The organism is Brevundimonas abyssalis TAR-001 (genome assembly GCF_000466985.1).
Lineage (GTDB): Bacteria > Pseudomonadota > Alphaproteobacteria > Caulobacterales > Caulobacteraceae > Brevundimonas > Brevundimonas abyssalis.
Genome location: NZ_BATC01000016.1, coordinates 23048 through 47268, shown reverse-complemented (window position 1 = coordinate 47268; position 24221 = coordinate 23048). Strand labels below are relative to the sequence as shown.

General features: G+C 68.6%; 17 protein-coding genes, 1 tRNA gene and 3 pseudogenes. 14 read left to right on the top strand and 7 right to left on the bottom strand.

All coding sequences use genetic code 11. The annotated features are described in order from the left end of the window. The first annotated feature begins 171 nt into the window (after nt 1-171). Nucleotides 172-366, top strand: a complete 195-nt coding sequence (locus tag MBEBAB_RS06365; protein WP_021697122.1) for a Trm112 family protein — start codon at nt 172-174, stop codon at nt 364-366. A gap of 64 nt (nt 367-430) precedes the next feature. Here MBEBAB_RS06365 and MBEBAB_RS06360 read toward each other — a convergent pair whose 3' ends face one another. Then, nucleotides 431-1690: a UbiH/UbiF/VisC/COQ6 family ubiquinone biosynthesis hydroxylase gene (locus MBEBAB_RS06360; RefSeq protein ID WP_021697121.1), complete on the bottom strand. Its 1260-nt coding sequence runs from the start codon at nt 1688-1690 to the stop codon at nt 431-433. Between the two features lie 128 nt (nt 1691-1818). Between MBEBAB_RS06360 and MBEBAB_RS06355 the strand changes: the two are divergent. From MBEBAB_RS06355 to MBEBAB_RS15060, 4 genes and pseudogenes are all read left to right on the top strand, one after another. After that, nucleotides 1819-4154: pseudogene (locus MBEBAB_RS06355) on the top strand (FtsK/SpoIIIE family DNA translocase). A 639-nt stretch (nt 4155-4793) separates the two neighbouring features. Next, the gene (locus MBEBAB_RS06350) at nt 4794-5438 is read left to right on the top strand and encodes a LolA family protein (RefSeq protein WP_021697119.1); all 645 of its coding nucleotides are present in this window, start codon (nt 4794-4796) and stop codon (nt 5436-5438) included. Nucleotides 5439-5688: 250 nt separating this feature from the next. After that, nucleotides 5689-6485, top strand: a pseudogene (locus MBEBAB_RS06345) (exodeoxyribonuclease III). Between the two features lie 85 nt (nt 6486-6570). Next, entirely contained in the window at nt 6571-8586 is a 2016-nt protein-coding gene (locus MBEBAB_RS15060) for a hybrid sensor histidine kinase/response regulator (protein ID WP_021697117.1), read from the top strand. 71 nt (nt 8587-8657) lie between these two features. Here the strand turns inward: MBEBAB_RS15060 and MBEBAB_RS06335 are convergent. Next, a tRNA-Arg gene (locus MBEBAB_RS06335) sits at nt 8658-8734 on the bottom strand. 25 nt (nt 8735-8759) lie between these two features. On the opposite strand from MBEBAB_RS06335, the gene MBEBAB_RS06330 reads away from it, so the two are divergent. Continuing rightward, nucleotides 8760-9662, top strand: a complete 903-nt coding sequence (locus tag MBEBAB_RS06330; protein WP_081703440.1) for a sulfotransferase — start codon at nt 8760-8762, stop codon at nt 9660-9662. Here the strand turns inward: MBEBAB_RS06330 and MBEBAB_RS06325 are convergent. Then, nucleotides 9639-10070: a DUF983 domain-containing protein gene (locus MBEBAB_RS06325; protein ID WP_021697115.1), complete on the bottom strand. Its 432-nt coding sequence runs from the start codon at nt 10068-10070 to the stop codon at nt 9639-9641. The two genes, MBEBAB_RS06330 and MBEBAB_RS06325, sit on opposite strands and share 24 nt — an antisense overlap. A 254-nt stretch (nt 10071-10324) precedes the next feature. Between MBEBAB_RS06325 and MBEBAB_RS06320 the strand changes: the two are divergent. Both MBEBAB_RS06320 and MBEBAB_RS06315 read left to right on the top strand, forming a co-directional pair. Then, nucleotides 10325-12813: pseudogene (locus MBEBAB_RS06320) on the top strand (helicase-related protein). Beyond that, nucleotides 12810-13094, top strand: a complete 285-nt coding sequence (locus MBEBAB_RS06315; protein WP_045318962.1) for a S4 domain-containing protein — start codon at nt 12810-12812, stop codon at nt 13092-13094. Before MBEBAB_RS06320 ends, MBEBAB_RS06315 begins: the two are co-directional and overlap by 4 nt. Here the strand turns inward: MBEBAB_RS06315 and MBEBAB_RS06310 are convergent. Beyond that, complete coding sequence (locus tag MBEBAB_RS06310; RefSeq protein ID WP_021697112.1) at nt 13078-13704, bottom strand: YceI family protein; 627 nt, start codon at nt 13702-13704, stop codon at nt 13078-13080. The two genes, MBEBAB_RS06315 and MBEBAB_RS06310, sit on opposite strands and share 17 nt — an antisense overlap. A 167-nt stretch (nt 13705-13871) precedes the next feature. On the opposite strand from MBEBAB_RS06310, the gene fdxA reads away from it, so the two are divergent. The 3 genes from fdxA (at nt 13872) to MBEBAB_RS06295 (ending at nt 16859) form a co-directional block, all read left to right on the top strand. Further along, nucleotides 13872-14213: a ferredoxin FdxA gene (fdxA, locus tag MBEBAB_RS06305; protein ID WP_045318964.1), complete on the top strand. Its 342-nt coding sequence runs from the start codon at nt 13872-13874 to the stop codon at nt 14211-14213. A 312-nt stretch (nt 14214-14525) separates the two neighbouring features. After that, a complete protein-coding gene (locus tag MBEBAB_RS06300; RefSeq protein WP_021697110.1) occupies nt 14526-15062 on the top strand; it encodes a CarD family transcriptional regulator in 537 nt (178 codons plus the stop codon). 99 nt (nt 15063-15161) lie between these two features. Then, complete coding sequence (locus MBEBAB_RS06295) at nt 15162-16859, top strand: capsular polysaccharide export protein, LipB/KpsS family (RefSeq protein ID WP_045318961.1); 1698 nt, start codon at nt 15162-15164, stop codon at nt 16857-16859. 19 nt (nt 16860-16878) lie between these two features. On the opposite strand, the gene MBEBAB_RS06290 is transcribed toward MBEBAB_RS06295, so the two are convergent. Next, the gene (locus MBEBAB_RS06290; protein ID WP_021697108.1) at nt 16879-17343 is read right to left on the bottom strand and encodes a DUF3617 domain-containing protein; all 465 of its coding nucleotides are present in this window, start codon (nt 17341-17343) and stop codon (nt 16879-16881) included. A gap of 228 nt (nt 17344-17571) precedes the next feature. Here MBEBAB_RS06290 and rpmB point away from each other — a divergent pair, with 228 nt between their 5' ends. From rpmB to MBEBAB_RS06275, 3 genes are all read left to right on the top strand, one after another. Beyond that, on the top strand, nt 17572-17868 hold the full coding sequence (gene rpmB / locus MBEBAB_RS06285) for a 50S ribosomal protein L28 (protein WP_045318960.1): 297 nt from the start codon (nt 17572-17574) through the stop codon (nt 17866-17868). 119 nt (nt 17869-17987) lie between these two features. After that, nucleotides 17988-18476, top strand: coding sequence for a peroxiredoxin (locus MBEBAB_RS06280; protein ID WP_045318963.1), 489 nt, complete (start codon nt 17988-17990; stop codon nt 18474-18476). Nucleotides 18477-18576: 100 nt separating this feature from the next. Then, nucleotides 18577-18990, top strand: coding sequence for a very short patch repair endonuclease (locus tag MBEBAB_RS06275; RefSeq protein WP_045318959.1), 414 nt, complete (start codon nt 18577-18579; stop codon nt 18988-18990). Here MBEBAB_RS06275 and MBEBAB_RS06270 read toward each other — a convergent pair. Next, a complete protein-coding gene (locus tag MBEBAB_RS06270; protein ID WP_021697104.1) occupies nt 18987-20942 on the bottom strand; it encodes an ATP-binding protein in 1956 nt (651 codons plus the stop codon). The genes MBEBAB_RS06275 and MBEBAB_RS06270 overlap by 4 nt on opposite strands. Nucleotides 20943-21045: 103 nt before the next feature. Further along, entirely contained in the window at nt 21046-24153 is a 3108-nt protein-coding gene (putA, locus tag MBEBAB_RS06265) for a bifunctional proline dehydrogenase/L-glutamate gamma-semialdehyde dehydrogenase PutA (RefSeq protein WP_021697103.1), read from the bottom strand. Nucleotides 24154-24221 lie beyond the last annotated feature (68 nt).

Sequence of the window (24221 nt, the reverse complement as noted above, 5' to 3'; positions counted from 1 at the left end):
CGAGGCCCTGACCCTGTACGACCGTCTCGGCACCCTCACCGCCCTTCTGCGCATCGACGCCGCCGAACCCGGTGACGACGAACCCACCACCATGCAATAACCGCCGTCAGCCGAGGGCCCCCACGCCCTCAAGCAGCGAGGCGCCGCGCGCCGAGCGTTAGGGCACAAAGAATGTCAGAGCATTTCAACACCCCGACCACCGTCGACCCCCGCTTGCTGGAGGTGCTGGTGTGTCCCGTCACGCGCGGGCGCCTGACCTGGGACCGCGCCGCCAGTGAACTGATCAGCAAGGGCGCCAAACTGGCCTTCCCTGTCCGCGATGGCGTCCCGATCATGCTGGTCGAGGAAGCCCGCGCGCTGGACTAATCCAATCCGCTCATCCCGGCGAAAGCCGGGACCCCGCGCTTTGGGTGTTGCAGCGGGTCAGTTTTTACACCGCCTCGCCCCGCAGCAGTCGGGGCAGATCCCCGGCCCCGCCGCCGGCCTCGGTCATGAAGGCCCGGCGCAGGGGCGCGATGCGGTTGACCGCCGCCATGCCCACGCCGCGCACGACGCGGGTCAGCGGATCGTCGTTGGAAAACAGCCGCACGAAGCCGTCGAACCCGGCCGCCAGGGCCGCATTGTCGAACCGGCGCCAGCGGGCGTAGCGCTCCAGCACCCCCAGCGACCCGATGTCCTCGCCCAGCCGGGCCGCCTCGACCATCACCTCGACCAGGGCGGCCACGTCCTTCAGCCCCATGTTCAGCCCCTGCCCCGCCACCGGGTGCACCCCGTGGGCCGCATCGCCGATCAGGGCCACGCGCGGCGCGACGATCCGCTCGGCCAGCGACAGCGACAGGGGATAGACGAAGCGCGGCCCCTCCACCGTGACCTCGCCCAGGAATTCGCCGAAGCGCCGGTTCAGATGGCTCAGGAACGCCTCGTCCGAGGCGTCGCGCAGGGCCTCGCCCCGTCGCGTCGTCTCGGTCCACACCAGACTGGCGCGGCTGTCGGTCAGGGGCAGGATGGCGAACGGACCCGAGGGCAGGAAATATTCGTGGGCCACATTGCCATGGTCGCGCTCCATGCGGACGGTGGCCACCACCCCGCTCTGGCCATAGGTCCAGCCGGTGGTCCCGATCCCGGCCGCCTCGCGCACCACCGACCTGCGCCCCTCGGCGCCGACGATCAGGGGCGCGCTCAGGGTCCGGCCGTCCTTCAGCACCGCGTGGGCGGCGAATTCCTCCAGCCGCACCGCCTCCACGGCGGCGGGCGCCAGCACCGGCACCCCGGCCGCCCGCACCGCCCCGGCCAGGGCCGTGCGGATGTGGCGGTTCTCGATCATGTAGCCCAGCGGCTCCCCGCCCGTGCGCTCGCCGATCTCGTCGGCGTCAAAGCGCAGAAAGGCGGGCAGCGCCCGGTGCGAGGCCGCGCCGGGTCGTGTTCCGTCGGTCACCAGGATGCGGTCCATGCGGCAGGCGTGCGGCTCCAGCGCAGCGCCCACCCCCAGCGCCTTCAGCATCCGGAAGCTGGACCAGGCCACGGCCGTCGAGCGCCCGTCGAAGGTGGGCGCCAGCTGCTCGTCGAAGGGAAACGGGTCCACCAGCACCGGCTTCAGCCCGGCCTTCGCGGCGGCCAGGGCGAAGGTCGCCCCCGCCATGCCGGCGCCGGCCACGATGACGTCGAGATCGGTAAGGTCGTCCTGGCTCATGCAGCCCTTGTCGCCGCCCCCCGCGGCCGCGTCCAGAGGCGGCGCCGTCGCAGGGGCTGGTAAACGCGGGCTTAACCCTGAAGGCCGATGATCGGCGCAGTTGTCTTCAGTCCCACCGGAGCCCGCCCATGTCCGCGGCCCTCGCCATCGGAACCCGCGTTTATGACGGCGCCCGCATCCTGTGGGGCGCGCCCATCGCCGTGCGTTTCCGGGGCGGCTTCCTGGCCATCGTGGCGACCCTGCTGCTGGCCTCGCTGGTGTCGTGGAATCCGGCCGATCCCAGCCTGAACGCGGCGGCCTCTGCCGCCCCCACCAACTGGATGGGCGCCAACGGGGCGGTGTTCGCGGACCTGCTCTATCAGTCGCTGGGCATCGCCGCCTGGCCCGCCGTCCTGCTGATGCTGGCCTTCGGCCTGTCTGCGGCCCTGGGCGAGGTGGTGCAGACGCGCCTGCGCCCGACCCCGCTCAAGGCCCTGGCCGCCGTGCTCGGCGTGCTGCTGCTGGCCGGCGCCCTGTCGGCCCTGATCATTCCCGCCATCTGGCCGCTGGCGGCAGGCCTCGGCGGCCTGTGGGGCGACGCCCTGCTGTGGGCGCCGTCCAGCCTGTTCGGCTTCGCGGGCATCCCCTTCGCCGCCCCCTTCGCGGGCGTCCTGCTGGCCATCGCGGCCGTGACGCTTCTGGCCTGGACCCTGGGTCTGCGCTGGCGCGACCTGACCGAGGTCCGCGTCGCTCGCCCCGCGCCGAAGGGGGTCCGCAAGGCCCGCGCGGCGCCCAAGGCAGCCGCCAATGTGCGCCCGCGCGCGGTCGCGCCCGAGCCCGAGATCGACGACGACCCCGCCGAGCCCTCGCCCCCGTGGGAAGAACCCAGGCCCGCCCCGCCCGCGCCCAAGGTGGCGGGCGTCAAGGCGCCGCGTCCCTCGGGCCGAGAGCAGAACGAGATGCAGGGCGCCTTCGAATTCGCCCGCACCGAGGGTTTCGAGCTGCCGCCGCTGGGCTTCCTGTCCAAACCCAAGACCCGCGTCGCCGCCGTGGACGAGGAGTCCCTGAAACAGAACGCCCAGATGCTGGAGAGCGTGCTGGCCGAGTTCGGGGTCAAGGGCGTCATCGACCAGATCCGCCCCGGCCCGGTGGTCACCCTCTATGAACTGGCGCCCGCGCCGGGCGTGAAGCACGCCCGCGTGGTGGGCCTGTCCGACGACATCGCCCGCTCCATGTCCGCCCGCGCCTGCCGCGTCAGCGTGGTTCAGGGCCGCAACGCCATCGGCATCGAACTGCCCAACGCCAAGCGCGAGACCGTCTATCTGCGCGACCTGCTGGCCTCTGCCGAATACGCCAAGCCGGGGCATCTGCTGCCGCTGGCGCTGGGCGAGACCATCGGCGGCGAGCCCTATGTGGCCGACCTGGCGCGCATGCCCCACCTGCTGATCGCGGGCACCACCGGCTCGGGCAAGTCGGTGGGGGTCAACGCCATGATCCTGTCGATCCTGTACCGCCTGTCGCCCGAACAGTGCCGCTTCATCATGATCGACCCCAAGATGCTGGAGCTCAGCGTCTATGACGGCATCCCGCACCTGCTGACCCCGGTGGTCACCGATCCCAAGAAGGCGGTCGTGGCCCTGAAGTGGACCGTGCGCGAGATGGAGGACCGCTATCGCCGCATGTCCAAGCTCGGCGTTCGCAACATCGCCAGCTACAACGAACGGGCCCGCGAGGCCCTGGCCAAGGGCGAGCATTTCGAACGCACGGTCCAGACCGGCTTCGACGATCAGGGCCGCCCCGTCTATGAATCCGAGAAGATCCGTCCCGAACACATGCCCTATCTGGTGGTGGTCATGGACGAGATGGCCGACCTGATGCTGGTGGCGGGCAAGGACGTGGAGGGCGCGGTCCAGCGCCTGGCCCAGATGGCCCGCGCCGCCGGCATCCATCTGATCATGGCCACCCAGCGCCCGTCGGTGGATGTGATCACCGGCACCATCAAGGCCAATTTCCCCACCCGCATCAGCTTCCAGGTCACCTCCAAGATCGACAGCCGCACCATCCTCGGCGAGCAAGGCGGCGAACAGCTGCTGGGCCAGGGCGACATGCTCTACATGGCCGGCGGCGGCCGCATCACCCGCCTGCACGGCCCCTTCGTGACCGATCAGGAAGTGGAGCAGGTGGCCCAGCACCTGCGCGAACAGGCCGAGCCTGAATATCTGGACCTGATCACCGAGGGCGGCGACGAGGACGAGGGCTCGGGCGATTTCGGCGGAAACGGCGGCTCCGGCGACGACCTCTACGACCGCGCCGTGGCTGTGGTCACCCGCGACCGCAAGGCCTCGACCAGCTACGTGCAGCGCCGCCTGCAGATCGGCTACAACCGCGCCGCCACCCTGATCGAGCGCATGGAGCAGGAAGCGTCGTCAGCCCCGCCAACCACGCCGGCAAGCGCGACGTCCTGGCCGGCCCGCCGCCATCCTAGGGCGCTAACGCTCGCGTCGCGGACGCTCGCTGCTTGAGCGCGTCTTTGGGCGCTACCGTTCGACTCGCGGGGCCTCGCTGCTTGAGCGCATTATTGGGCGCTAACGTTCGGCCCGCGGGGCCTCGCTGCTTGAGCGCATTATTGGGCGCTACCGTTCGACTCGCGGGGCCTCGCTGCTTGAGCGCATTATTGGGCGCTACCGCTCGCGTCGCGGACGCTTGCTGCTTGAGCGCGCGTGCCACGCGTCTCCTCCCCATTCATGGGGAGGGGGACCGCGCCCGACAGGGCATGGTGGAGGGGGCGGCCGGGTGTTTGCCGCGATGGCGAAGAAATATTTCGTCCCCCACCTTCCAGCGTCCCTTACAATGGCCGCTCCAGCCACCGACCCCGGAGCCGATTTCGGACTATTCGGACAATTCGCACCCTGTTTTTTGAGCCCGGAGTCCGAAATCCGCCGCGCGGCGCGGCGGGAACGCCCCGCCGTCTCATGCGCTGTTATCCGCCGGATGAACCGATCCTGACCGTTTCGCTGAACGACGCTTCATCGGAGCGCCGGAATATGGTCAGGCTGGCGTCACACCCTTGCCGCGCCGCCGCGTCACAAGGATCATCTCAACAATCCCGAACGGGAGTCTGACTATGAATCTTTCACGCCGCGCCTTCGCCACCGGCTCGCTCACCCTGGGCGCCGCCGTCATGGCCGGACTGCCCGCCTTCGCACAGAGCACCCTGACCGCCGCCGACCGCGAGACGGTCGGGCGCGTGTCGTCCTGGTTCCAGGGCGTGCGCGCCGCGCGGGGCAATTTCGTCGAGACCGGCCCCGGCGGCCGTCGCGCCGAGGGCCGCTATTTCATCCAGCGCCCCGGCAAGATGCGCTTCGAGTACAGTAATCCTGAGGGCCTGCTGGTGGTGGCCGACGGCAACAATCTGATGCGCTACGACCCGCGCCTCGAGGTGTTCCGCCAGGCCCCCCTGTCCGCCACCCCCCTGTCGGTGTTTCTGGGCCGCGACGTCCGCATCGAGGAGGGCGTGCGCATCGACCGCGTCACCCGCATGGACTCCGGGGCCTTCGCCGTGGTCGCCCGCGACGCCCGCCGTCCCAACGAGGGTCAGGTGATCCTGGCCTTCGCCGGCAGCCCTGTCCGCCTGATGGAATGGACGGTGATCGATCCCCAGGGCCAGCGCACCCGCACCCAGCTGTCGTCCTTCGAGGCCGTCAACAGCCTGCCCAACAACCTGTTCACCCTGCGCGACCCCACCCGTCGCCGCCCGGGCCGCAACTAGAACCTGGCCGGCTGAGGCGGTCCGTGCTTTCCGGGTCACGCCGAAGCGGGTTCGCTTTACGGTTGACTTTTTTCCTGAGGAGTGGTTTTTGAGACACAGGACGGCGGCGGCTGTCCTGACCGTCCCGGACACCATCCCCTCCCGGTGGCGGCGTGAGAGAGACAAAACTGATTTGCGCCCGGTCTGAAAAGGCCGGGCGTATTTTTGAGCCCTCATGGACGCAGGCCCGCCCCATGCTCTAGGTGAGCCCATGTCCCTTCGCATCGTCACCTGGAACGTCAACTCCGTCCGCCTGCGCGCCGAACAGGTCGCCCGCTTCGTGGCCGAACAGGCCCCGGATGTGCTGTGCCTGCAGGAGATCAAATGCCTCCCGGACCAGTTTCCGGAGGCCGCCTTCAGGGACATGGGCCTGCCGCACCTGAAGGTCGCGGGCCAGAAGGGCTGGCACGGGGTGGCCATCGCCTCCCGCCACCCGATCGCCGAAGCCCCCGACCTGGCCGCCTGCCGCGAAGGCCACGCCCGCTGCGTCTCCGGCGTCATCCAGGGCGTGGAGATCCAGAACTTCTACATCCCGGCCGGCGGCGACATCCCGGACCGGGTCCTGAACCCCAAATTCGATCACAAGCTGGACTTCTACGCCCGTCTGACCCGCCAGTTCGCCGCCCGCGATCCCAGGGCGCCCCTGCTGGTGGCCGGGGACCTGAACATCGCCCCGGGCGAGAACGACGTGTGGAACCACCGCTACATGTCGAAGATCGTCAGCCACACCCCGATCGAGGTGGAGGCCATGCGCGCCTTGCAGGCGTCCCTGGCTTCGCCGACGTGGTCCGCGACGCCCATCCCGAAGACCAGAAGCTGGCCAGCTGGTGGAGCTACCGCGCCGCTGACTTCCGCCAGTCCAACCGCGGCCTGCGGCTGGATCACCTGTGGACCTCGCCCGGCCTGACCCCCGCTGTCGTACCCGGCTCGGCCCGCATCCACGAGGACGTCCGCGCCTGGGAGCGGCCCAGCGACCATGCCCCCGTGGCGCTCGACCTGGCGGTCTGACCCCGACGTCCCGGACATTAACGCGGCCGCAACCGTCGGTGGCGTTTAATCTATCTGAACAAGATCAGCTGGTCCGAGGGGGGCTATGCCGGGGCATGGAGACGCACACGGGCTGACAGCCGCCCTGAGCCGGGGCGCGGGCCTGTGGCATCTGCGCATCCCCCTGAAGATGGTCGTGGTCTTCTCCGTCGTCCTGGCCGCCATCGTCGTGATGGGCGGGGTGCTGTTCGCACACATGCAGACGGTCAAGCGGTCCGAGGCCGCCGTCGCCGTCGCCCTTGAAACCCTGAGCACATCCGCCGCCGCGCGCTTCGACCTGGCTCGGCAGGAAAACTCGCTGCGCGGCTACATGCTGACGGGCGAGTCCTACTATCTGCGCCGTATCGAGACCCTGCACCGCCCCAGCTACATGGAGCACGCCGCCGAACTGGCTCGCCTGGCGGCCGATGATCCCGTCATGGCGGAACGGGTCGCGATGATGAATGCGGCCCATGCCCGCTGGGAAGTCGAGGCCTTCGCCCCCGCCGTGGCCCTGGCCGCCGACCCCGCCCGCCGGGCCGAGGCCGCCGCCATGGTGGGCGAGGCCGGGCTGGCAGATCGCCTGATCACGCCGGCCGAAGACGCCCTGGACGCCATTCGCGACGACGCCCGACTCGCCCTGACAGAACACAGCGGCGCCAGCGGCCAGGCGCTTCTGGTCATGGAGCTCGCGCTGGTCATCGGCATCATCATCGCAACGCTGATCGCGGCGCTGATGGGCGCCGTTCTGGTGCGGGACATGGGCTCGCCCGTCTCGGCCCTGACGGGACTCATGCGGCGCCTCGCCAAGGGAGAGACCGACTTTGTCGCGCCCGGCGTGGGCCGCCGCGACGAGATCGGCGACATGGCCCGGGCGGTCGACACCTTCCGCCGCGCCGCCGTGATCAAGGCGCGCCTCGAAGCCGAAGCCGAGGAGCATTGCCGCCACACCGAAGCCCTGATGATCGAGGCCCAGGCCGCCAACCGCGCCAAGTCCGAGTTCCTGGCCACCATGACCCATGAACTGCGCACGCCCCTGAACGGCGTGCTGGGCATGGCCCAGATCATGGCCCACGACGAGCTGTCGCCCGCCCAGCGCCAGAGGCTCGGCACCATCAACGAATCCGGCGCCGCCCTGCTGCGCATCATCAACGACATCCTGGACATCTCCCGAATCGAGGCCGGACGGCTGTCGCTGGAGCCCGCGCCGTTCAACATGAAGACCCTGGCCGACGACCTTGCGGCGCTCTATGCGCCCCTCGCAGCGGACAAGGGGCTGGCTTTCGCCATGACGGTGGCGCCCGGGGCCGAGGGCTGGTTCATGGGCGACGCCGTGCGTCTTCGTCAGGTCATGGGGAACCTGTTCTCCAACGCCCTGAAGTTCACCGAGACCGGACGGATCGAAGGCCGCATCGACCGCGCGGACGACGTCCTGCGCCTCAGCGTCACCGACACCGGCCCCGGCATCGCCCCCCAGGATCGCGCCCGCCTGTTCGACCGCTTCGTTCAGGGCGACGGCTCCAGCACCCGCCGCCACGGCGGCGCCGGGCTGGGCCTGGCCATCTGCCGCGATCTGGCCGCCCTCATGGGCGGGACCGTGACGGTGGAAAGCACGCCTGGCGAGGGCTCCACCTTCGCCCTCGAGATCGCCTTGCCTGCCAGCGAGCCCGCGCCCCGCGAGGAGGCCGGCAATCCGGCGCCGGACCGGCCGGTGCGGGTCCTGATCGCCGAGGACAACCCCGCCAATCGCCTTGTCCTGACGACCCTGCTCAGCCAGTTCGCCATCCAGAGCGAGGCGGTGGAGGATGGCGAGGCGGCGGTCGAGGCCTGGGCGTCAGGCGACTGGGACGCCATCCTCATGGATATTCACATGCCCAGGATGGACGGCATGGAAGCCACGGCGGGTATCCGCGAACGGGAACAGGCTGAAGATCGGCCGCGCACCCCCATCATCGCCGTGACCGCCAGCACCCTGGCCCACGAAACCGACGGCTATCTGGCCGCCGGCATGGACGGCTGGGTGCCCAAGCCGGTCGACGCCAGGCGGATGCTGGAGACCCTGAAGAACGCCCTCGGGGTCTGACGCCTGTTCCGCACAAGGCTCAGGGCGCGTATCGACATGAACGGCCTTCATGTGGTCTGAGAGAAAGACCATGGCGACCCCGGGAGGACTCCAACCTCCGACCTCGGCTTTAGGAAAGCCTTGCTCTATGCAGCTGAGCTACGGGGCCTTAGAGGGCGTTCCTAGCGACAACCATGGCGGCTGAAAAGCGAACGGAGTTTGAAAGCGTGAAAAGCGTGCAGAAGGATGGGTCTCGCATTACGGACGCAAGCGTTCAGAAACCCGCCGCTCTGGCCAAGCCTCTGATTGTGTTCGGCATGGGTCGTTCCGGCACCCGCATGTGCGCGAACATCCTGAACAACTCGAGGGATGTTGAACTGCAGGGCGAGATCGGCGGCGCCGTCGGCTCCAAGATGATGGCGTGGCTGGTGAGTGTCGCGACGCAGAAGCAGGCGCCGGAGCCGAACCGGATGTATGGCCTGGCGCGATCGGCCTTTCGAGACAGCACGCCATCGAGACCCATGGTTCGTCCTCGGGCGCGGTGGTTCGGCCACAAGACGCCGCGACATGAGAGACACTTCGCCCGGTACGAGGCGATCTTCAACGACCCGGCGCTCGAGCCGCATTACGTGTACTGCCTGCGGAACCCGTTCCACGTCTGGCGATCCTATCGGATCATGCCCTGGAACAAGTTCAAGACCGTAGGCGCGTTCCTGGAGGCGTGGATCAGGTCAGTCAAAACCTACGAACGCATGATCAAGGAAGCCCCCGGCCGGGTTCATCTCTTCAACCTGGATGAGATGGTCCGGGCTCCTGACTTGCTGGGCTGGGTCGAACCCAACCTGCTCGCTCCCCTGGGCCTGAGCCCTGAAGGTTTCCGGCGCGACATCGACAAGCTGGAGAACTCCAATTCCGCCTCCAACAAGCTGGGCGTGAAGCCGTCGCCGCCGCCCATTTCGGAGATGGTGGAAATCGCCACCGACCGCGAGGCGGCGCGGATCGTGCGGACCTATTTCCCGTGGATGGAGGAAGAGTTGGCGCGTTACGAGGCCCAGGCCCCGCTGCACAAGCGCCTATTCCGCTTTCGGGCCGCCTGACCGTCCCAGAAACGAGAATCGGGCTTCGGACGCCTTGCGGACGAACTGCTCATTGATCAGCCAGGCCTTCACCGGCCTGAGCGTGGCCAGACAGCCGACCACGAACAACGGCAGGGTGAAGACCACGTGCAGCCACATGGGCGGCCGGAAAGCGATCTCCATCCACAGGAACAGCAGGGTGACCGCGATGCCGACGCCCGACATGACGAAGAAGGCGGGGCCGTCGGCCGGGTCGGCGAAGCCGTAGTCCAGACCGCAGTTGGAGCAAGACGGCCGCAGGTTCAGATAGCCCTGGAACAGCGCCCCCTCGCCGCAACGCGGACAGCGGCAGGCGATGCCCGTCCTGAGCGGCGACAGCGCGGGCCATTCGTCAAGAACAGCTTCTGAAGACGGAGGTGTTTGGGCCATGTGATTAATATAGGCCTCTGCCCGGCTTCTGACAGGACCCTGGGCCGCGCCACAACGCCGCGCCGCCCCAGAACTCTCTAGTGGTTAAACCCCATTAAGATACAATATCTTGTAGGGAACAAATCCTGAATCGGGGGAAGTCGGTGATTCGGTCCTGATTCGTTTCGCCCCTGTTCCCTGAATCCCCGCGCGCCGTTTACCTGCGCGCCGCCGCGCTTGAGTCCTGGCCCGGACGTCGCCACCTTGGAGCCGTCATGAACGACCGCCCCACCGGCCTGGCCCCGTCCCGCGTCACCGCGGTGCTGGGCCCCACCAACACCGGCAAGACCCATCTGGCGGTCGAGCGGATGCTTGGCCACGCCTCGGGGATGATCGGCCTGCCGCTGCGGTTGCTGGCGCGCGAGATCTACGACCGCATCGTCGCGCGCATGGGGGCCCGGTCGGTGGCGCTGGTCACCGGCGAGGAGAAGATCATCCCGCCCCGGCCTCACTGGTGGGTGTGCACGGTCGAGGCCATGCCGCTGGAGAAGACGGTCGAGTTCCTGGCCGTGGACGAGATCCAGCTGTGCGCCGATCCCGAGCGCGGCCACCTGTTCACCCAGCGACTTCTGCATGCGCGCGGCCAGCTGGAGACCATGTTCCTGGGCGCGGGGACCATGGCGCCGCTGGTGCGGCGGCTGGTCCCGGACGCGGAGATCGTGTCGCGCGACCGGCTGTCGACCCTGAGCTATGCCGGGTCCAAAAAGCTGACCCGCCTGCCGCCGCGCTCGGCCATCGTCGCCTTCTCGGCGGATCAGGTCTACGCCATCGCCGAGCTGATCCGCCGTCAGAGGGGCGGGGCGGCGGTGGTCATGGGCGCCCTGAGCCCCCGCACCCGCAACGCCCAGGTCGAACTGTTCCAGTCGGGCGAGGTGGACTTTCTGGTGGCCACCGACGCCATCGGCATGGGCCTGAACATGGACGTGGACCATGTGGCCTTCGCGGGCCTGAGGAAATTCGACGGGCGGCGCACCCGCTGGCTGCACGCCCACGAGATCGGCCAGATCGCCGGGCGCGCGGGGCGGCACCTGCGCGACGGCACCTTCGGAGTCACGGGCGAGTGCGACGAGATCGACGAGGACATCGTCGAACAGGTGGTGGAGCACCATTTCGACCCCGTGCTGGCTGCGGAGTGGCGCAACGCCCGGCTGGACTTCGACACCCTGCCGGACCTGTTGCGCTCGCTGACGGTGGCGCCCGGGCGCGACGGCCTGACCCTGTCCGGCGAGTCGCTGGACGAGACCGTGCTGCGCCGGCTGATGCAGGACGAAGCGATCACCCGGGTGGCGGGATCGCGCGGGGCGGTGATGCGCCTGTGGGAGGCGTGCCAGCTGCCCGACTTCCAGAAGACCACCCTGGACGAGCACGCGCGGCTGTCACTGACGGTGTTCAAGGCGCTGACTGGAAAGGGCGGACGCCTGACGGAGGACTGGTTCGCCGCGCGCTTCGACCAAGCGGACCGGGACGACGGCCAGATCGACCAACTGTCGGCGCGTCTGGCGGCGGTGCGGACCCTGACCTACATCGCCAATCGTCCCGACTGGCTGCACAATCCCAAGCACTGGCGCGAGCGGGCGCGGGTGCTCGAGGAACGGCTGTCCGATGTGCTGCACGAGCGGCTGACCGCCCGCTTCGTGGACCGGCGGACCACCGCCCTGATGCGGGCGCTGAACGTGCGCGAGGACATGGCCACCGAGATCGAGGGGGACGGACAGGTCGTGGTCGAGGGCCAGGCCGTGGGCCGTCTGACCGGGGTGGCCTTTGCGCCGGAGCGGGGCGCCACCGGCCTTGAGGACCGCGCCCTGCGCGCTGCGGCGCGGCACGCGGTCGGCCCTGAGATCGCGCGGCGGCTGGGGCGGCTGGCCGCGGACGAGGACACGGTCTTTTCGGTTTTGCCCGACGGGGCGGTGCTGTGGCGCGGTGAGATCGCGGCGCGCATCACGGGCGGAGATCCGTTCAATCCGCGCGTGAGCCTGCTCGGCGACCTCGGCCCCGCGCCCGCCCGCGAGCGCGGGGTGCGGCGCATCGAGGCCTGGCTGGCGGCCGAGGCGGGTCGGGCCCTGCGGCCGTTGAAGCGGCTACGCGACCTGACGGCCAGCGGCAGCCTGAAAGGCCTGCCGCAGGGACTGGCCTTCCGCCTGATCGAGGCCGGAGGCTGATCGACAGGCACATGGTGCAGGCCGATCTGGCGGCCTTGAGCCAGGTGGAGCGGCGGACCCTGAAGGCCATGGCCGTGCGCGTGGGCGCCCATTCGGTGTGGATGCCGGCCCTGTTGAAGCCACGCGCCCAAGGCTTGATGCAGGCCCATGTGGCGGACCAGCCGTTCCGCCCCATACCGGGCGCGCTCGTCGCCGCCCCGGATCCCCTGCCCGGGCCCCGCGCGCTGTCAGCATTCGGCCTGCGCGCCGTCGGGCCGTGGCTGGTCCCGGTGGAGGCGCTGGAGCGCATGGCGGAGCTGGCGAGGGCCGAAAAAGCTGACAGGGGGCGGCCCGTCCTGTCCGACGCAGCCCTGACCGAACTGGGCTGGAGCGCGGATCAGGGCCGCGCGATCCTGAACGCCCTGAGGCGCGCGCCGGACCGCAAGCCCGCGAAGACCGGGCCGGTCAAGGATTCGCCCTTTGCGGCCCTCGCGGTTCTGAACGCACCCGCGCTGGCGCCCGTCCGGCGGCGGCGGCGTCGCAAGGGCGCGGGCCGCCCTGAATGAGCGACGAGGCCTGCCGGTTGGACGTGTGGCTGCACCGGGCGCGGTTCATGCGGACCCGGGCGCTTGCGGCGGCTTTTGTGGAGGCGGGCCGGGTGCGCGTCACCCGTGGGGGCGTTCAGCAGCGCGTGGACCGGCCCGGCCGCACGGTGCGGATCGGCGACGAACTGGTTTTCGCCATCGGCGGCCGCGTGACTGCGGTGCGCATCACCGCCCTGGGCGTGCGGCGCGGACCGCCCGAGGAGGCCCGCGCCCTGTACTCCACCCCTAGTCCCGAAGGATGAACTCGCCTTCGATGTGCAGCTCGACCTCGTCGCCCAGCAGGGGCAGGCCGTAGGCGATGCCGAATTCCGAACGCTGAATGGTGGCCTCGCCGTCGAAGCCGACGGTGTAGCGCTGGTTCACGGGGTTCACGCCCGCCTGGTTGAACTCAACCTCCATGACCACCGGGCGTGTGACGCCGCGAAGGGTCAGGTCGCCGGTGACGGTGGCCTCGTCCGCATCGTCGTCATCCACCACGATGGAGGTGGCGACGAAGGTCGCCGTCGGATGGTTTTCAACGTCGAAGAAGTCAGCCGTGCGCAGGTGGCCGTCCAGGGCGTCGTCATTGGAGGCCACATCGGCCAGCGGGATGGTGGCGCTGAGGGCGCTGTTGACCGGATTGGCGGGGTCCAGGGTCAGTTCGCCCGAGACGTTCACGAACTGGCCCACATAGGTGGAGAAGCCCAGGTGGCTGACCGACCAGGTGATCTTGCCGTGGCTCGCGTCCAGATCATAGACGCCGGCGCGCACCTGGGCCGGGTCGGTGACGAACGGATCCTGGGCGGTGACGGCGCCCGCAGTCGCGGCGGCGGCGAGGATGGCGGCGAAGGCGGCGGGTCTGAATGACGGCATGGAACGGGTCCTCCTTGTGAGCATGCGGCGCGCCGGATTGGCAATCGCCAGAGTTACAGATAGGGGCTCTCTCGCTCCGCGCCAGAGGAACTGCGGTTGACTTGATCGCGCGCGAGGGCCATTTCCGCGACCCGTTCCTGAAACCGCGCCCGGACCCGCGACCCTCGATGACCTACATCGTCACCGACGCCTGTGTGAGATGCAAGTTCATGGACTGCGTGGAGGTCTGTCCGGTGGACTGCTTCTACGAGGGTGAGAACTTCCTGGTCATCAGCCCGGACGAGTGCATCGACTGCGGCGTGTGCGAGCCGGAGTGCCCGGTGGACGCCATCAAGCCCGACACCGAGGACGAGCCGGACGGCAAGTGGCTGCAGATCAATGCCGAGTACGCCAAGGTCTGGCCCAACATCACCGTCAAGGGCGAACCCCCGGCCGACAAGGAACAGTTCGAGCGCGAGACGGGCAAGTTCGAGAAGTATTTCTCCACGGCCCCCGGCAAGGGTTCCTGAGCGGGCTTTTTGCGCCTCAATTCCGCCACGGTCGCCTCCGGCGGCGAATGCCCGACCGCGCAACGCGGACATTTTGAAATTGTGCGGTTTTGTGATAGATTATCGCTCATTGGGTCGGGCGGTCGCCGCTTTACAGCGCGCCGCCCGCGTTCGTTAAAGAATCCCGCCCTGGAAGGCGGGATCGGCCAGAGGTTGGGTGTCCCGTTCTCGTTTCTAGTTTTTGCATGCTGATTGTCGGCGACCCCGCATCGCCGTCGATGACCTTGCATGCCCTGAACGAGCGCCCCGTCTTCGCCGCTGAAAGGATTTGATATGACGAGCAAGAGCGGTCTTGAATTCAAGGTGGGCGACAGCGTGGTCTATCCGGCGCACGGCGTCGGCAAGGTGGCGGCCGTGGAGACCCAGGAGGTCGCAGGCATGTCGCTGGAGGTCTATGTGGTGACCTTCGACCACGAGAAGATGACCCTGCGCGTCCCCACCGCCAAGGCCAAGACCGCCGGCCTGCGTTCGCTGGCCGCCGAGGACGTGGTGACCAAGGCGCTGACGACCCTCAAGGGCCGCGCCCGCGTCAAGCGCACCATGTGGTCGCGCCGGGCCCAGGAATACGAAGCCAAGATCAACTCGGGCGATCTGATCTCCATCGCCGAGGTGGTTCGCGACCTGCACCGCGCCGACAGCCAGCCGGAACAGTCCTATTCGGAGCGTCAGCTCTATGAATCGGCGCTGGACCGCATGGCCCGCGAGGTGGCGGCCGCCAACCGCATCGAGAAGGATGAAGCCGTGGCCCTGCTGGCCAAGTCGCTGAGCGCCAAGAAGGCCATCACGCCGCCCGCAGCCGAAGCAGCCTGATCCGTCGCTTCCTGATTGATTTCAGAACGCCCGGCCGTAAAGGTCGGCGTTCCTGTTTGTGGCCGCCGGGTCCACTTTGGATGGCCAGGCCGGGTGTCGATGGATCGGCCTGCAGGGGAGACGGGGGACGCGGTGAAGGTCTTTGTCGACATTCCGAATTATTTCTGGAAGTCGGATGATCCGGACCGGGCCGACGTGCGGACGACCTATGTCAGCCTGTTCGCCGCCCTGTCGCGTCTGGGCTGCGAGATCGTCGCGCGGCCGTTCCGGCCCTATTCGGACACCCTGCACCGGCCGGACCCCGCCGAGGGTCTGCATTACGCCTACCATGCCCGGGAACCCGGGCCGGGCGCCTATTGCATCAAGGGCGCGGCCCTGCCGGACCTCTGGTACCTGGACCCACGGGGCTATAGCGGCTGGTGCGCCCTGGCCCAGGATCCGGCGCTGCAGGCCCGGAGCGCGCAATACGATCTGGCGGCGGCGGACGCGGTGATCGCCAGCTACCAGCACCGCTTTCGAACCGAGAATCTGTCTCGTTACGCCCAGCCCGGTCGTCGCGCGGCGACGTCCGGGGAACGGTTCGCGGTCTTCTACCCCTTGCAGGTCAATAATGACGAAGTGCTCAAACTGAGCCGTTTCGCCCAGTTCGAGGTGCTGGAGGCCCTGGTGCAGACGGCTGAACGGCTGCGACGGCCCGTCGTGGTGAAGCGACATCCGTTGTGTGGATCAGACCATATCGTCCAGGCGCTGGAAGCGGCCGCCCGCTCGGAGTTCGTAACGGTGTCGGACGCCTCCATTCACGATCTGATCGCATCAAGCGCGGCGGTCCTGGCGGCCAACTCGGGCGTCGGCGTTCAGGCGCTGGTGCACGGCAAGCCGGTTTTCACCCTGGCGGCGAGCGAGTATGCGCACATGACCACGCCGCTCTCGACGCTGGATGAGCTCGACGCGGCGTTCGATGTGTCAGCAGGCCCCCCGCCAGAACGCATCCGTCGCCAGCTGGGCTTCCTGCTCAACGAATACTGGGTGAATACCAGCGACGAAGAGGCCGTGTTCCATCGCGTGCGTAGCCACGTGGAAGCATGGCGGGCGGATCAGGGGCTGGAGATTGCGGGCCGCCAGGACGAGGATCGAAAACGCTCCGGCCTGCTGGCCATGGAGAGACGCGCCCACGACATGGTCGATCACATGCTGCGGCTGCATGACATGGCGACCGAGGCAGACCGAAGCGAGATCGAGATCTTGCTGCTGCGATCCTATCGGCTGGATGTGCGGCCCGACCTGATCATCCGGCGGATGTCGGATCGGTCGTTCCTGACGCGCTGTCTGTCGCACCGCTTAAAGGCCAGAGATGAAGTCGGCGCCGGAGTGGTTACCGGCCGCCTGGCCGAACTGCCTGACGCAGGACCCAACGACCTGTTCGCCCATGCCCGCCAGCTGTATCGGCTGGGCCGTAACGAGGACGGCCTGAAGGTCCTGCGCCGGATGTCCGAAATGGATGGCGTTCCGGCGGCCGCGCTGACGTTTCTTGGGCGCAAGCTGCTGACCCAGGAACGGGCCTCAGGTGCGGAGGCCGCGTTGGCTGTCGCCGAGCGGGCGATCGCTGTCCAGCCTGACCTGGGCCAGGCACACTGGCTGAAGGCGCGCGCCCTGTTCCTGCTGGAGCGGCTGGATCAGGCCCACGACGCAGCCGTGGCGGCCGTGAACCTGATCCCGACGGACGAGACGTTCATACAACTGCTGCGGCGGATCGAGGCGGCCAGATCGGCGGCAGGGGCCGCCGAAGGTCAGTCCTGACCTCCAGCGGCCTGCACGCTCAGAAGTACTCGGCGTCCGCAGGGCACTGGGCCGAGATGCGGCGCGCAGTGATGCTGGCGGGGATGTAGGGCGTGCCGCGGGCCAACTGAGCGCCGCCGTTAAAGCGGAAGCTCTCGCTGGCGTACGGGCCGTTCAGGCGCACATTGACGGTCCGACCGCGTCTGTCCTGACAAGTGCCCTCGAAACGGGAGTTGCCTCCGCCGACTTCGCGCACCGGATATGTGCACTGCCAGCGGCGCGTGGACAGCCCGTTGAAGAAGCGGTGGATCTCGCTGGGGCGAACGCATTTCTGTTCAGTGTCACGGACGCCCATGACGCTGGTGGTGTATTCCCAGTAGCCGGGCTGGGGCTGATCGGGCGCGGGAGTCTGGGCGTGCGGGCCCGTCGCGACCGACAGGGCGGCCACGGCGGCGAGGCCGGAGCCGAGCGTCAGGACGCGTCGCTTGGGAGTCATGGTCTTCATGGTCGCTCTTTCATGCGGCGATGTTGACAGTCGATCCTACAGATGGCGCTTGAACGGGGGCTGAACAATGGCTGTTCCCTCACTGGGCGAAAGAGTCCGAAGGCCTTGACGCAAAGGGGCCTGTGCGCCTATACGGCCCCCTCTCGCGCGGGAGCCCCTGCCCCCGCGCGCAACTGTTTCATGCGCCGCGCGGCCGTTTGGTCCGCCCGCCTGCCAAGGATTTTGACGATGTCGCGTCGTTGCGAACTCACCGGGATCGGCCCGATGGTCGGCCACAGCGTCAGCCACTCCAATGTCAAGACCAAGCGCCGGTTCCTGCCGTCGCTGAAGACGGTCAAGCTGGCTTCGGAATCGCTGGGCCAGACCTTCTCCCTGCGCATCTCCAACGCTGCGCTGCGCACCCTGGACTACAAGGGCGGCCTGGACGTGTTCATCGTCAAGGCCCGTGACGAGCAGCTGTCGGTCAAGGCCCAACGCATCAAGCGTCAGGTCCGCGCCAAGCTGGCGGAACAAGCCGCCGCCTGATCGGGCGACGAACGAGCATTCTGAAGGGCCGGCGGAAACGCCGGCCCTTTTGCTTTGCGGCGCTTGGAATGGCCATCGCGGGTCTCTATCTGTCGCAGACAACCCCGAAGGAGCCATCCATGACCATCAAGCCCGGCGACCGCCTGCCCGACGCCACCCTCGCCACCATGACGCCCGAGGGGCCCAAACCTCTGTCCACCGGCGAACTGTTCGGCAAGGGAACCACGGCCCTTTTCGCGGTGCCCGGCGCCTTCACCCCCACCTGCTCGGCCCGCCACCTGCCGGGCTTCAAGGACAAGCACGACGAACTGAAGGCCAAGGGCGTGGACCGGATCGTGGGCGTGTCGGTCAACGACCCCTTCGTCATGGGCGCCTGGGCCGAGCAGCAGGGCCTGACCGGCGAAGACGTCCTGCTGGTGGCCGACGGCAACGGCGACTTCACCAAGAAGCTGGGCCTGGAGCTGGACGCCACGGGCTTCGGCATGGGCCACCGGTCGCAGCGCTACTCCATGCTGATCAAGGACGGCGTAGTGACCGAGCTGAACGTGGAGCAGGGCGGCGAGTTCAAGGTGTCCTCAGCCGAGCATCTCCTGACGCAGCTTTCTTAAGCGCCCTATCGCTCGCCGCACGGAGGCTCGCTGCTTGAAGGGCATGGCTGGCCCTCTGGTGGGATCCAGAGACCGCAGGAAGGCCCCGGCGTCGCAGTTCATGACCACAGACGTCTTCACGCCCGAAAAACGCAGCGCCGTGATGCGGCTGATAAAGGGGCGCGACACCGGTCCGGAGATGACCGTGCGGCGGGCGCTGAAGGCGCTGGGCGTCGGGTATCGTCTTGGGGGTGCGGACCTGCCGGGGCGGCCGGACGTGGTGATGAAGGGACGACGGGCCGTGATCTTCGTCCATGGCTGCTTCTGGCATGGCCATGACTGCGCGCGAGGCGCCCGGGAGCCCAAGGCCAACGGCGACTACTGGCGCGCCAAAATCGGGCGCAACCGGGAGCGCGACCGGGCGTCAGAACAGGCGCTGATCGCCGATGGCTGGCGGGTGCTCACGGTGTGGGAATGCGACCTGAAGAACCCAGACGCGCTGAATGCGCACCTGCGGTCCTTCCTCGGCCTTTAGGCGGCCTCGGTTTCGCGCGTCGCCGCTTCGGCCAGGACGTGGTTGAGGGCGCCCAGCAGAGCCGCCGGGGTGAGGGGCTTCGACACGAAATAGTCCATGCCAGCCGCCATGCAGGCGTCGATGTCGTCCTGGGCCGTGTCGGCGGTCACGGCGATCACCGGCGTGGCGCGGTTCGGGCCGTCGCCCGCGCGCAGCCGCCGCGTGGTCTCTCGGCCATCCAGTTCGGGCATGCGGACGTCCATGAAGATCACGTCGTAGGTCTGGACCTCCGCGGCGGTCAGGGCGGCCAGGCCGTCCACCGCCGTAGCGATCTCGACGCCCAGCGGCGTCAGGATCAGCTGGACGGCGCGGCGATTGATCTCGTGGTCATCCACCACCAGCACACGCAGGGGCCGCTCTGCGGACTCCTCCGCCGCCGTTTCAGGTTCGTCGTCAATGCACGGGGCTTCGTCGGCGGCGGTCGTCCCAGCCGTGACTGGAGGCTCCACGGTCTGCGGGGTGGTGACGGGGAGGGGCTCGGGTCTGGACGGCGTGGGCGCGGGCTCAAGGGATCGCGCGCTCGACAATGGACGGCTGTGGGCGCTGCGGTCGCGGGATTCGGGGGCCTCCACGGGCGGCGCGTCCGGCGCTGGGGCCCTCGGCAGGGTGAGGGCCAGGGTGAACGTCGCCCCCTCCCCCTTGGTGCTGCGCGCGGTCAGCCAGCCGCCCATCAACTGGGCCAGCTCCCGGCTGATGCTCAGGCCCAGGCCCGTGCCGCCATGGCGGGCGCTGACGCCGCTTTCAGTCTGGTCGAAGGGCGTGAACAGGCGTGACAGCTGTTGGGCGTTCATGCCGGGCCCGGTGTCGATCACCTCGATGATCAGGGCCGTCGCGTCCGGGTCCTGGTCCCAGGCGCGGATGCGGATGGTCACCGCGCCGTCCTGGGTGAATTTGAGGGCGTTGGAGATCAGGTTGTTCAGCACCTGACGGATGCGGGTGGCGTCACCCACGACCCAGGCCGGCGCATGGGCCGCCCCCTCCAGACGCAGGCGCAGGCCCTGGTCCACGGCCTCGCGCTGCCACAGGCGCAGGGTGCGGGCCAGCACCTGGCGCAGGTTGAAGGTCTCAGTCTCCACCTCCATGCGCCCCGCCTCGAGCTTGGCGTGGTCCAGCAGATGATCCAGCAGGGTCTTCATCATCCGGCCCGCTTCTCCGATCAGGGCCGCGTTCTCCCGGGAGGCGGCGTCCTGGGCGCGGACCTCCAGTTCATGGGCGCCCGTCAGGATAGCCGACAGGGGTGTTCTGAGATCGTGGCTGACGGTGGCGACGAAGGCGGACTTGCCCGCGACAGCGCTCTCCGCCTCACGACGGCGGCGGTCCGAATCGCGTTGGGCCTGCCGTTCGGATTCGGCCAGGCGCGCGTTGCTGGCGTAGGCGGCCAAGGTAAAGGCGAGGATGGTCACGCAAATGACAGCCGCCGCCGTGGCTGCGGCCCGTCCGGCGCCTTCGGCCATCATCAGCAGGGGGGTGGCCGCCAGATACAAGACCAGCGGGGTCAGATTCAGGCCCAGCATGAAGGTCGACCGGCCCGACACCACCAGGGCGTTCATCATGCCGCCGGTCAGGATCAGAACCGCGCAGATGCCGCCCGCCAGACCCCCCAGTTGCCACAGCGGCAAAGCGAAAAAGCCATAGACCGCCGTGCTGGCGGCGATGGCGATTCCCGCGATCAGTTTGCGCCACGGCGGCAGGGTTTCCGCCTTGCCCGAGGAAATGGGCGAACAGGCCAGAGCGTCCACCAGTTGGACCAGGAAATAGGTCGCGATCCACGCCAGGGCTATCTGGGGGCCAATCACAGGCGAGAAGACCAGCACGCCGACGACGCCCACCCCCATGCGGATGAGCAAATTCTTGCGCCGACGCCGCACGGCGTCGGCGAAGGCCTCGTCATGAATGGCGGCGTCGTGAGCCATGGATGCGCCCGTCTGCGCGCCTTTCGGCGGCGGTTGGCGCGTATCCTGCCCCAGCTTGCCCTAACGCAGAGTCAACGCCAGCCGGATGTGCCGTGAATCAGGTCTAGAGATTGAGCAGGGCCGGGTCGCCGCCCTGGGCCGCGATATTGACGCTGATGGCCTTTTCCGAGGCATAGCGGATCAGACTGTTGGGGCCGCCCGCCTTGGGGCCAGTGCCGGACAGCCCCTCGCCGCCGAAGGGCTGGACGCCCACCACAGCCCCGGTGATGGAGCGGTTGACATAGACGTTTCCGGCAGGGACCAGGGCCATGACGTCGGCGGCGAAGGCGTCGATGCGGCTGTGCACGCCCAAGGTCAGCCCGTAGCCGCGCGCGGCCAGCTTGCGGGCGACCTCCTCCAGGTTGTCAGGGTCGTAGCGGTAGATGTGCAGGATCGGGCCGAAGACCTCCTTTTCAAGGAAGTCGGGCGTGGGGATCTCGGCGATGACCGGCGCGAACAGGTCGCCCCGCTCGGCGCCCTCGGGCAGGTCGGCGCGTGCGACGACCTTCGCCTCCTTTTCCAGCCGCTGGACATGTTTTTCGAGAATCTCGCGGGATTCTGCGTCGATCACGGGGCCGATGTCCGTGGAGGGATCAGCGGGGTCGCCGATCACGCGCGTCTTCAGCGCCCCGGCCAGACGCTGGATGAAGTCATCGGCGTTGGCCTTGGGAATGAACAGGATGCGCAGGGCCGAGCAGCGCTGACCGGCCGAACCGAAGGCCGAGGTGATCACGTCGTCGATGACCTGTTCGCGCAGGGCCGTGGTGTCCACGAACATGCCGTTCAGCCCGCCCGTTTCGGCGATGAAGGGAATGATCGCCCCTTCGCGGGCGGCGATGGAGCGGTTGATGGCGAAGGCGGTTTCAGTGCCGCCGGTGAAGGCCACGCCGTCGATGCCCGGATGATTGACCAGAGCCGCGCCGACAGTCTCGCCCCGGCCCGGGACCAGCGCCAGAAGATCGGGGTCCAGACCTGCCTTGTGGAACTGGCGCACCGCTTCGCAGGCCACCAGCGGCGTCTGTTCAGCGGGCTTGGCCAGCACGGCGTTTCCGGCGGCCAGGGCCGCGGCCACCTGACCGGTGAAGATGGCCAACGGGAAGTTCCACGGGCTGATGCAGGCGAACACGCCGCGACCGTGCAGGACCAGACGGTTGGTCTCTCCAGCCGGACCGATCAGATCCTCGGGCCCGCCGAACTGCTGTTCGGCCAGCATGGCGTAGTAGCGGCAGAAGTCGGCGGCCTCGCGCACCTCGGCCACGCCGTCGTCCAGGGTCTTGCCCGCCTCGCGGCACAGCAGGGCGATCAGGCGGTCCATGTCCGCCTCCAGCGCGTCGCCCATGGCGCGCAGCACTACCGCGCGGGCGGCGCCGCCGGCGCGGTCCCACGCCACCTGGGCGTTGGCCGCGCGCTGGATGGCCTCGTCCACGTCCTCGGCGGTGGCCTCCGAGGCGTGCCCGAGGATGCGCGCGCGGTCACAGGGGCTGGTCACATCCCGGGGGCTTTCGCCGGCCTTCAGGGCGCCGCCGATGAAGGGGCCCGCGTTCAGCTTCTCACGGTCCAGCGCCTCCAGCGCCTGGGCGTGGATTTCGCGGTCTTCCGCCTGGGAATAATCGCGGCCGAGGGAGTTCAGACGATTTCCGTACATGTCTCTGGGCACCGGGAGCTTGGGGTGACGGTCGGGCTGGGCCTCGACGGCGGAGATGGGGTCGGCGGCCACGTCGCCGGCGGGAACCCGTTCGTCCAGCAGAGCGTGGACGAAGGAGGAGTTGGCGCCGTTCTCCAGCAGACGGCGCACCAGATAGGGCAGCAGTTCTTCATGGCCGCCGACGGGGGCGTAGGCGCGCACCACCGGCTCGGCGCCCTCGTTCCAGGTGTGGCGGGCGGCGTCGTAGAGCGCCTCGCCCATGCCGTGCAGGCGCTGGAACTCGATACGCACCTCCCGTTCCCGCGCCATGCGGTTCACGGCCGCCAGGGTGTGGGCGTTGTGGGTGGCGAACTGGGAATAGATGTGGGGCGCCGCCTCGACCATGGCCTCGGCGCAGACAAGGAAGTTCAGGTCCGTGGCCTGTTTGGTGGTGAAGACCGGATAGTCCACGCGGCCCGCGATCTGGGCGCGCTTGATCTCGGTGTCCCAGTAGGCGCCTTTGACCAGACGCACCATCAGGCGACGGCCCGATCGCTGGGCCAGGTCGGCGATCAGGGCGATGACCTGCGGGGCGCGCTTCTGATAGGCCTGCACCGCCAGACCCAGGCCGGTCCAGTCGCCCAGTTCGGGTTCATGGGCCAGCCGGTCCAGCAGCTTGAGCGACAGGACCAGCCGGTCGGCTTCCTCGGCGTCGATGGTGAAGTTCAGATTGTACTTTGCCCCCAGTTTCGCCAGGCGCAGCACGCGGGGATAGAGCTCGTCCCACACCCGCTCCTCCTGAATGGCCTCGTAGCGGGGCGACAGGGCCGACAGCTTGACCGAGACGCCGTGGCCGTCTTCGGGTCCCTGCCCCTTGGGGCGGGCCTTGCCGACCGCCTCGATGGCGCCGGCGTAGATGCGCTCGTAGTTCTCGGCGTCGGCGGCGGTGCGGGCGCCCTCCCCCAGCATGTCGAAGCTGCACAGCCAGTCATGGCGATCCGCACGCTTCAAGGCGGCGCCGATGTTGCGGCCCAGCACGAACTGCTCGCCCATGATCTTGACCGCCGTGACCACCGCCTGGCGGATCACCGGCTCGCCGATGCGGCCGGCCACGCGGGCCAGGAAGCCGGGCAGGTCGCGGCGGGCGTCATCGTCCACGTCCACCAGCTTGCCGGTCAGCATGAGGCCCCAGGTGGAGGCGTTGACGAACAGGCTGTCGGACTGGCCCAGGTGCGAGGCCCAGTCGGCCGAGCTGATCTTTTCGGCGATCAGGCGGTCTCGCGTCTCGTCGTCAGGGGTGCGCAGCACCGCCTCGGCCAGGCACATGAGGGCCAGACCCTCGCGGGTGCCCAGGCTGTATTCCTGCAAGAAGCCCTCGACCACGCCCTGACGGTTGGCGGCGGCTCGGGCGCGCTCGACCAGGGCGATGGCCTCGGCCACCACCGCGCCCCGTTCGACCGGGTCCAGCGGCATGCGCGCCAGCAGATCGGCCACGGCCTCGCGCTCGTCTCGGAACTTCAATTGATCCAGGGCGTCCCAGTTCGTCACGCGTCTCGACTCCGGCCGGTGTTCGGCTCCCCATACGCTGGCCAGAGGGAAATATCCTCTGTATCTTA